Here is an 8,584-nt window from a genome sequence, read left to right as displayed (position 1 = left end):
ACGCCCGGTTACATTCCGAACCCGGAAGCTAAGCCTCATAGCGCCGATGGTACTGCAGGGGGGACCCTGTGGGAGAGTAGGACGCCGCCGAACTATTTTTGAGAGGACCCTTTGGTCCCGGCACACGTGCTGGGACCAAAGGGTCCTTTTTGTATTTCCAGAGCTCTTCTCGGAGCGCGCCGGCACCCCGGTTGCGCGAGAATGACTGCGGTACCGAAGACAGGAGTCAACCGATGGCCACCAACTCTCCCGATGAGCGACCGGAGCGCGATCAGCGCCGACGGGACAGTGGTGACCGGGGGGACCGGGGCGGGTTCCGCGGCAACAGCGGTGCTCCGCGTTCGGACCGTCGGGATGGTGACCGGGAACGTCCCCCCTTCCGCCGTGACGACCGTCGCGATGACCGTGATCGTGGGCCGCGTCGGGATGACCGGCGTGACGACAACCGTGGCGGTGGCGGTTTCCGGCGGGACGACCGCCGTGACGACCGCGACCGTGGCCCGCGTCGCGATGACCGGCGTGACGACAACCGTGACCATGGTCCGCGTCGTGACGATCGGCGTGATGACAATCGCGCTGGTGGCTTCCGGCGGGACGACCGCCGCGATGACCGTGATCGTGGACCGCGTCGTGACGATCGGCGTGACGACAACCGCGGTGCAGGCGGTTTCCGGCGGGACGACCGCCGTGACGACCGCGACCGTGCGCCGCGTCGCGATGACCGGCGTGATGACAATCGCGGTGGTGGCTTCCGGCGGGACGACCGTCGCGATGACCGTGATCGTGGTCCGCGTCGTGACGATCGGCGTGATGACAACCGTGGCGGTGGCTTCCGCCGTGACGACCGTCGCGATGACCGTGATCGTGCGCCGCGTCGCGATGACCGGCGTGACGACAACCGCGGTGGCGGCTTCCGCCGTGACGACCGTCGTGATGACAATCGCGGTGGTGGCTTCCGTCGCGATGACCGGGATCGTGATCGTGGGCCGCGTCGGGATGACCGGCGTGACGACAACCGTGGCGGTGGCTTCCGGCGGGACGATCGGCGCGATGACCGTTCGTACGGTGACCGGGATCGTGATCGTGGGCCGCGTCGGGATGACCGGCGTGATGACAATCGCGGTGGTGGCTTCCGGCGTGATGACCGGGGTGGGCGTCCCGGGGGCCCCCGTGGGCGGGATGACCGGCAGGGTGGGTCGCGGTTCCGGGATGATCGGGAGCGGGACCGTGAGCCGATCAAGCGGCTGCCGATTCCGGAGGATGTCTCCGGCGGCGAGCTCGACAAGAGCGTGCAGCAGGAGCTTCAGTCCCTGCCGAGGGGGCTCGCCGAGGACGTCGCGATGAACCTCGTGATGGTGGCCCGGCTGATCGACGAGGACCCGGAGGCCGCGTACGCGTACTCCAGGATCGCGCTGCGTCTCGCGTCGCGGGTCGCTGCCGTGCGGGAGGCCGCCGGGTTCGCCGCGTACGGGACCCAGAAGTACAGCGAGGCGCTCGCCGAGTTCCGGGCCGCGCGGCGGATGACCGGGAGCGCGGAGCTGTGGCCGCTCATGGCCGACTGCGAGCGTGGTCTCGGGCGTCCCGAGAAGGCGCTGGACATGGCCGGTACCCCCGAGGTGGCGAAGCTCGACAAGGCCGGGCAGGTCGAGATGCGGCTCGTGGCCGCCGGCGCGCGGCGGGACATGGGGCAGCTGGACGCCGCCATCGTGACGCTGCAGAGCCCCGAGCTCGCCTCGAACGCCACGCAGCCGTGGACCGCGCGCCTGCGCTACGCGTACGCCGACGCACTGCTGGAGGCCGGGCGCGAGGAGGAGGCGCGGGAGTGGTTCGCCAAGGCCCTCGAGTCCGACAAGGAAGGCAGCACGGACGCGTCCGACCGGCTCGCCGAGCTGGACGGCGTCGAGTTCGTGGACGCCTTTGACGACAGTGCCGAAGACGGTGCTCCGGCGCCTGAGGGCGACGAGCGGTAGAGCAGCGTGAGATGACGAACGGGCGGGCTTCCTCCGAGGGAGCCCGCCCGTTCGTCGTTCTGCTGAGTTGATTCTCAGTCGTCCGTCAGTGTGCGCAGCACCAGGCCCGTGGCCGGCTTGGGGCCGAAGGACGTGGACTTGCGGGGCATCGTCACGCCCTGGCGGGCCAGCTCGCGGACGACCTCCTCGCGGACCGGGTGCATCAGGACCGCCGTGCCGCCGTCGCGGCGCGCCTTGTCGACCGTCGCCTGTGTGGCGTGGATGTACGTGACGTCGGCGGGGGAGTCCTCCGGGATGCCCCAGACGTCGCCGAGGAGCGTGGAGTGCAGCACCGTGGCGTCGAGGGTGCGCCAGGCCTCGGGGCGGTCGGCCGGGATCGTACGGTCCAGGAGCGCCGGGTCGGGGCGGTCCAGGAGGTGGTACGTGTCCTTGGTGCCGGTGAGGAGGAAGGCGTTGCTGTGGGACGCCGCCTGCGCCAGGGCCTCCATGGCGTGCGGGAGCGGGCCCGTGACCTCGCGTACGCGGAAGTGGGGGCGGGCCGCCGCCAGTGCCCGGTCGAGGGGGAGGCGGCCGAGGAGGCGGTGGATGGCGCGGACCTGGAGGGGGTAGCGGGCCGTGTCGACCAGGAGGACCAGACCGTAGTCCCAGGGGGTGCGGCGCGCCGACGCGTGTTCGGAGCGCAGGCGCAGGTAGGTGGCCCAGCGGTGGTGGCCGTCCGCGATCAGTGCCTGGTGGGCAGCGAGGCTGTCCCGGACCTGGTGCTGCTCGGCGGGGTCCGTGAGTGCCCAGAGGCGGTGGCTGTAGCCGTCCTCGGTGGTCGTGGCGAGGAGCGGGGTGCGCTGGACGGTGCGCTCGATGACGGCGGTGGCACCGGTCGCGTTGCCGTTGCCCCGGTAGGTCAGCAGGAGCGGTTCGAGGTTCGCGGCTGTCGTGCGCATCAGGCCTGCCCGGTCCTCGACCACATGTGGCATGACGTCCTCGTGGGGCAGGACCACACCTTCTGAGGCCTCGGAGAGGTGGAGGGCGCCGATGATGCCGCGCTGCAGCATGTCGCCGTTTCGCTGCTCGTATACGTAGAAGGCGGGTTCGGCGTCCGGGGCGAGGACGCCCTCGGCGAGCCAGCGGTGCAGGGTGGCGGCCGCCAGATCGTTGCGGGTCCGGGGCTCCACGGCCTGCGGCAGGATCAGGCGGACGATGTTGTGCGGGTCCGCGTTCTCCAGGTGGAGCAGACCGTCCGGCCGTACGACTACGTCGTACGGGGGCGAGGTCACGGCGGCGAGGCTGCCGACCTGTTCGGGGACGTAGCGGACGCCCCTGAACGGGATCAGATCCAGGCCGTTGCTGCCCGACTGTGCCGTGCGACCTGCAGGGTTCATCCCCGCATCGTACGAGTGTCAGTGCCGTGGGGGATGATCGGGGCAGTGGGATCGAGCGAGGAGAGATGCGGAATGAGCCAGGGCCACAGTGCGAGCGGGACGGCCGACGGCGGGGCCCGGGTGCGGCCCGGTGGCAGTGCGCGGGCGTTGAGCGAGGCGTACGACACGGCGCTGCTCGATCTCGACGGGGTCGTGTACGCGGGCGGGCAGGCCATCGCGCATGCCGTCGAGTCGCTGGCCGTGGCGCGCGGGGGCGGGATGGGGCTCGCGTATGTCACGAACAACGCGCTGCGCACGCCGGATGCCGTGGCCGAGCATCTGACCGAGCTCGGGATTCCCACCGGGGCCGCCGATGTCATCACGTCGGCGCAGGCCGTCGCGCGGCTCATCAGTGAGCAAGTGCCCGAAGGGGCGCGGGTCTTGGTGATCGGGGGCGAGGGCCTGCGGGTGGCCCTGCGGGAGCGCGGGCTCGTGCCGGTGGACTCCGCCGACGAGGACCCGGCCGCCGTGGCGCAGGGGTACGGGGGCCCGGACATGGCGTGGGGGCGGTTCGCGGAGGCCTGCTATGCCATCGCGCGCGGGGTGCCGTGGTTCGCGTCCAATACCGATCTGACGATTCCGAGTGCGCGTGGCATCGCGCCGGGGAACGGGGCGGCGGTGGAGGTCGTCCGGATCGCGACGGGTGCGGAGCCGCGGGTCGCGGGGAAGCCGTTGCCGCCGATGCACCGGGAGACGGTTCTGCGGACCGGTGCGAAGTCCCCGCTGGTGGTGGGGGACCGGCTGGACACGGACATCGAGGGGGCGTTCAACGGGGACGTGGATTCGCTGCTCGTGCTGACCGGGGTCACCGATGCGGCGCAGCTGCTCGCGGCGCCGCCGCAGCATCGGCCCACGTATGTGGACGTGGATCTTCGGGGCATGCTCGCCGGGCAGCCGGAGGTCGAGGAAGTCCAGGGTGGTGACGGTGGGTTCCGGTGCGGGGGGTGGACCGCGCTCGCCGGGGACGGGGAGTTGCGGCTTGAGGGGGACGGCGAGGCGGTCGACGGGTTGCGGGCGTTGTGCGGGGCGGCGTGGAGTGTGGCTGGGGAGGGTGTGTGCGAGTTGGAGATGGGGAAGGCGGTGGCACGGTTGGGGCTGTAGTACGTGCGCGCTCCGCGGGTACGAGGGGGCGGTGTACGGGCGCCGTGCTGGGGCCGGGGCCGGGGCCTGAAGTGTGCTCGCCCCGCACCGGGGGCCGCCTTGCCCACCCTGCCGCCCTTGGCGGCAGATTGCCCAAGGCGAGGGGGCCGTGGTCGGTGGCGGGTTGCCCGGGGCGAGGGGTGCGGTGTTCGGCGGCGGATCACCCGGGGCGAGGGTGCCGTGCTCGGTGGCGGATCGCCCAGGGCGAGGGTGCCGTGCTCGGCGGCGGATCGCCCAGGGCGAGGGTGCCGTGCTCGGCGGCAGATTGCCCAGGGCGAGGGTGCCGTGCTCGGTGGCGGATCGCCCGGGGCGAGGGTGCCGTGCTTGGCGGCGGGTTGCCCAACGGCCTACGCGGGGGCGGGAAGCCGTTTCTGGTGGGCGGGGGATCAGGGCGGGGATGTGGGAAAACTGCAGGGTAGGCTAACCTAACCTGGTGTTGGTCGACAGTCCTCCCGAAGCCAGCGCGGTGACCGCTCCCGCGCCCCCCGACCGTCGTGCGGCGATACGCACCGTCGGGCTGCTCGCGTCTGTCCTGGTGCTGGTGGCCGTCCTTGTGGCGAGCATCGCCGTGGGCGCCAAACCGCTCTCCTTGGACCAGGTCTGGCACGGCCTGTTCCAGGACACCGGGAACTACGCGGACGTGGTCGTCGGTGAGCGGATCTCACGCACCCTGCTCGGCCTGCTGGCCGGAATCGCGCTCGGTCTCGCCGGCGCCGTCCTCCAGGCGCTGACCCGCAACCCCCTCGCCGACCCCGGCATCCTCGGCATCAACATGGGCGCGTCGGCCGCCGTCGTCTCCGCCATCAGCTTCTTCGGGGTCACCTCGCTCACCGGCTACGTGTGGTTCGCCTTCGCGGGCGCCGCCGCCGTGGGCGTCCTCGTCTACGCGCTCGGCGGCACTCGCAACGCGACGCCCGTGCGGCTCGCGCTCGCCGGTACCGCGATCAACGCGGCTCTCTCCGGCTATCTCTACGCGGTGATGATCACCGACGACATGGCCCTCAACCGGATGCGGTTCTGGCAGGTCGGCTCGCTGGCCACGTCCACGATGAACACCATCGAGCAGGTGTGGCCGTTCATCGCCGTCGGCGCCGTCCTCGCACTGCTGCTCTCCCGCCCGCTCAACGCCATGGCCATGGGCGACGACACCGCCCGCGCGCTCGGCGCCCACCTCGGCCGCACCCGCGCCCTGAGCATGATCGCCGCGACGCTGCTGTGCGGCGCGGCCACCGCCGCCTGCGGCCCGATCGCCTTCGTCGGCCTCATGGTGCCGCACATGGTCCGCTCGTTCACCGGGCCCGACATGCGCTGGATCATGCCGTACGCGGCGGTCCTCTCGCCCGTGCTGCTGCTCGGCGCCGACGTCATCGGCCGGCTCGTGGCCCGCCCGTCCGAGCTCCAGGTCGGCATCGTCACGGCCGTCATCGGCGCGCCGGTCTTCATCGTGCTCGTACGTCGCCGAAGGATGGCCCAGCTGTGAACGCGACCGAGACCGGTACCAATAAGTCCGGGACCAAGAAGCCCGGGACCAAGGCGATACGCACCCCGGGCGGCCTCTCCGTCCGGCTCGACGTCCGCTCGCTCCTCGTCGTCGCCGTGCTCCTCGTGGCGGCGCTCGCCGCGAGCGTCTTCCTCATCGGCACCGGCGACTTCCCGATCCCGGTCCCCGACGTGCTGCGCACCCTCGTGGGCAACGGCGACGCCGGCCAGGAATTCATCATCAACGACCTGCGCCTCCCGCGGGTCCTCGTCGGCCTCCTGGTAGGCGCCGCGCTCGGTCTGTCCGGCGCGCTCTTCCAGTCCGTCTCCCGCAACCCGCTGGGCAGCCCCGATGTGCTCGGCCTCGGGCAGGGCTCGACGGCGGGCGCGCTCGTGATGATCGTGATCTTCGGGGGCAGTGCCACGCAGGTCGCCCTCGGCGCGCTCGTCGGCGGGCTCGTCACCGGGGTCGCGATCTATGTCCTCGCCTGGAAGCGGGGCGTGCACGGCTACCGGCTCGTCCTCGTCGGCATCGGCGTCTCCGCGTTCGTGACCGCGATCAACGGCTATCTGCTCACGAAGGCCGACTTCGTGGACGCCGCCCGCGCCACCGTGTGGATGACCGGCTCGCTCAACGGCCGCGACTGGACCCAGGTCTGGCCGCTGCTGATCATGTTCGTCGTGCTGATCCCGCTCGTTGCCGCGTACGCGCGTCCGCTGCGGATGCTGGAGATGGGCGACGACGCGGCGGGCGGCCTCGGCGTGCGTGTCGAGCGGACCCGGCTGCTGCTGCTCACGGCCTCCGTCGTCCTGACGGCCGCCGCCACCGCGGCCGCGGGCCCGGTCACCTTCGTGGCGCTCACCGCCCCGCAGATCGCCAGGCGGCTGACCAAGTCGCCGGGGCCGAACCTGGCGGCGTCGACGATCCTGGGCGCGGCCCTGCTGATCGTCGCCGACCTGGTCTCGCAGCGGGCGTTCGGCGCCGACCAGCTGCCCGTCGGCGTGGTCACCGGCGTCGTCGGCGGCGTCTATCTGCTGTGGTTGCTCGTCACCGAACGCAAGGCGGGCCGGATATGAGCGAGCGCACCTCTCGTACGAACCAAAGGAGCACCGCAGTGAACAGGCTGATAGCCGACGACGTGACCCTCGGATACGACCAGCGTGTCATCGCCGAGAAGCTGTCGGTGGAGATCCCCGACAACTCCTTCACGGTGATCGTCGGCCCGAACGCCTGCGGCAAGTCCACGTTGCTGCGCGCCCTGTCGCGGATGCTCAAGCCGAGCGCGGGCCGCGTCCTGCTCGACGGCAGCGTCATCCAGTCGATGCCCGCCAAGAAGGTCGCCAAGACGCTCGGCCTGCTGCCGCAGGCGTCGGTGGCGCCCGACGGCATCACCGTCGGCGACCTCGTGGCCCGCGGCCGCTACCCGCACCAGGGGCTGCTGCGCCAGTGGTCGGGCGACGACGAGCGGATCGTCCAGGAGTCGATGAGCTCCACCGGCGTCGTCGAGCTCGCCGAGCGGTACGTCGACGAGCTCTCCGGCGGCCAGCGCCAGCGGGTGTGGATCGCGATGGCGCTCGCCCAGCAGACACCGCTGCTGCTGCTCGACGAGCCGACGACGTACCTCGACATCCAGCACCAGATCGACGTCCTCGACCTCTGCGCCGAGCTGCACGAGGAGCAGGGGCGCACGCTCGTCGCCGTCCTGCACGACCTCAACCACGCGGCCCGCTACGCCACCCACCTCATCGCCCTGCGCGAGGGCGAGGTGATCGCGGAGGGCGCGCCCAAGGACATCGTCACCGCCGAACTCGTCGAGCGGCTCTTCGGCATGAAGTGCCAGGTCATCGACGACCCGGAGACGGGGACCCCGCTGGTCGTGCCGGCCGCGCGGCACGCGCGCCGCAAGGAGATCGCTACAGCAGCGTCCTGAGCCGCAGCAGATCGCGGAACGAGGCCTCCAGCCTGACGCGTCCCGCGGCCCACGCCTTCGCGAAGTTCAGCTCGCCGTCGACCATCGCCACCAGGTCGTCCCCGGCCATCGCGAGCCGGATCTGCGCCTTCTCGGCAGGCGGCCCCTGCCGGGTGTCGAGGACCTCGATCCGGCCGTCCTTGAGCCGGCCGGAAAACGTCACGTCGAGGTCGGTGATGCGGCAGCTCAGCGAGCGGTCCAGGGCCGCGGCCGCGCCCACGTCCCCGTCGGCCCCCGCCATGTTGTCCGAGAGTTTGTCGAGCGCCGCCCGGCACTCCTCGATCGTCGCCATCGTGATCGACGGTACACCGGCGCTTCGGGGTAGCGTCGGGGCATGAGCGAGACGCCCACCGAGCCCACCGACGTGCCGGAACCGGCCACGGAACCCTCGTACGACCCCGCGGCCCCGGCCCCGCTCGGCATCGAGCGCACCCCCACGGGCAACGCCGAGGTGGACGCGCAGCTGGAGCGGCTCGGCGATGTGGACCACCTCGCCGCGAGCGGGCACGCCGAGGTGTACGAGGATGTACACCAGGGGCTGCGGAACGCGCTGACCGCGCTGGATGCCAGGACCCCGTCCCCGTCCACGTATGACAACAGGAGCTGAACC

Annotated in this window: 9 protein-coding genes and 1 rRNA gene; 8 read left to right on the top strand and 2 right to left on the bottom strand. The window is 71.6% G+C overall.

Annotation, left to right across the window (positions count from 1 at the left end):
- The 3 genes from rrf to ACFYWS_RS23770 all read left to right on the top strand — a co-directional run.
- Positions 1-93: ribosomal RNA gene (rrf, locus tag ACFYWS_RS23780) — 5S ribosomal RNA — on the top strand; the annotation flags it as partial.
- 291 nt (positions 94-384) lie between these two features.
- On the top strand, positions 385-1,344 hold the full coding sequence (locus tag ACFYWS_RS23775) for a hypothetical protein (protein WP_389279837.1): 960 nt from the start codon (positions 385-387) through the stop codon (positions 1,342-1,344).
- The gene (locus tag ACFYWS_RS23770; protein WP_389279835.1) at positions 1,245-1,970 is read left to right on the top strand and encodes a tetratricopeptide repeat protein; all 726 of its coding nucleotides are present in this window, start codon (positions 1,245-1,247) and stop codon (positions 1,968-1,970) included. Before ACFYWS_RS23775 ends, ACFYWS_RS23770 begins: the two co-directional genes overlap by 100 nt.
- Before the next feature lie 74 nt (positions 1,971-2,044).
- On the opposite strand, the gene ACFYWS_RS23765 is transcribed toward ACFYWS_RS23770, so the two are convergent.
- Positions 2,045-3,346: a DUF1015 family protein gene (locus ACFYWS_RS23765; RefSeq protein WP_389279792.1), complete on the bottom strand. Its 1,302-nt coding sequence runs from the start codon at positions 3,344-3,346 to the stop codon at positions 2,045-2,047.
- Positions 3,347-3,418: 72 nt separating this feature from the next.
- Here ACFYWS_RS23765 and ACFYWS_RS23760 point away from each other — a divergent pair, with 72 nt between their 5' ends.
- The 4 genes from ACFYWS_RS23760 (at position 3,419) to ACFYWS_RS23745 (ending at position 7,935) form a co-directional block, all read left to right on the top strand.
- Positions 3,419-4,486, top strand: a complete 1,068-nt coding sequence (locus ACFYWS_RS23760) for an HAD hydrolase-like protein (RefSeq protein WP_389279790.1) — start codon at positions 3,419-3,421, stop codon at positions 4,484-4,486.
- A gap of 472 nt (positions 4,487-4,958) precedes the next feature.
- On the top strand, positions 4,959-6,005 hold the full coding sequence (locus ACFYWS_RS23755; protein WP_389279788.1) for a FecCD family ABC transporter permease: 1,047 nt from the start codon (positions 4,959-4,961) through the stop codon (positions 6,003-6,005).
- The gene (locus ACFYWS_RS23750; RefSeq protein ID WP_389279786.1) at positions 6,002-7,081 is read left to right on the top strand and encodes a FecCD family ABC transporter permease; all 1,080 of its coding nucleotides are present in this window, start codon (positions 6,002-6,004) and stop codon (positions 7,079-7,081) included. Before ACFYWS_RS23755 ends, ACFYWS_RS23750 begins: the two co-directional genes overlap by 4 nt.
- Entirely contained in the window at positions 7,078-7,935 is an 858-nt protein-coding gene (locus tag ACFYWS_RS23745) for an ABC transporter ATP-binding protein (RefSeq protein ID WP_389279784.1), read from the top strand. The genes ACFYWS_RS23750 and ACFYWS_RS23745 overlap by 4 nt, the downstream gene beginning before the upstream one ends.
- Here ACFYWS_RS23745 and ACFYWS_RS23740 read toward each other — a convergent pair.
- Positions 7,919-8,266, bottom strand: a complete 348-nt coding sequence (locus ACFYWS_RS23740; protein ID WP_389279782.1) for an SCP2 sterol-binding domain-containing protein — start codon at positions 8,264-8,266, stop codon at positions 7,919-7,921. The genes ACFYWS_RS23745 and ACFYWS_RS23740 overlap by 17 nt on opposite strands.
- A 42-nt stretch (positions 8,267-8,308) precedes the next feature.
- On the opposite strand from ACFYWS_RS23740, the gene ACFYWS_RS23735 reads away from it, so the two are divergent.
- Positions 8,309-8,581: a hypothetical protein gene (locus ACFYWS_RS23735; RefSeq protein ID WP_389279780.1), complete on the top strand. Its 273-nt coding sequence runs from the start codon at positions 8,309-8,311 to the stop codon at positions 8,579-8,581.
- Positions 8,582-8,584: the final 3 nt, after the last annotated feature.

It is taken from the genome of Streptomyces sp. NPDC002795 (assembly GCF_042888725.1).
Classification (GTDB): Bacteria; Actinomycetota; Actinomycetes; order Streptomycetales; family Streptomycetaceae; genus Streptomyces.
The sequence above is the reverse complement of the archived record's forward strand: the minus strand, read 5'-3'. Positions and strand labels throughout refer to the sequence as shown.

Bases quoted from the DNA above. Each gene is read 5' to 3' on its own strand.
- ACFYWS_RS23765 (WP_389279792.1), bottom strand. From the start codon at position 3,346: ATGAACCCTGCAGGTCGCACGGCACAGTCGGGCAGCAACGGCCTGGAT.
- ACFYWS_RS23760 (WP_389279790.1), top strand. From the start codon at position 3,419: ATGAGCCAGGGCCACAGTGCGAGCGGGACGGCCGACGGCGGGGCCCGG.
- ACFYWS_RS23745 (WP_389279784.1), top strand. From the start codon at position 7,078: ATGAGCGAGCGCACCTCTCGTACGAACCAAAGGAGCACCGCAGTGAAC.
- ACFYWS_RS23740 (WP_389279782.1), bottom strand. From the start codon at position 8,266: ATGGCGACGATCGAGGAGTGCCGGGCGGCGCTCGACAAACTCTCGGAC.
- ACFYWS_RS23735 (WP_389279780.1), top strand. From the start codon at position 8,309: ATGAGCGAGACGCCCACCGAGCCCACCGACGTGCCGGAACCGGCCACG.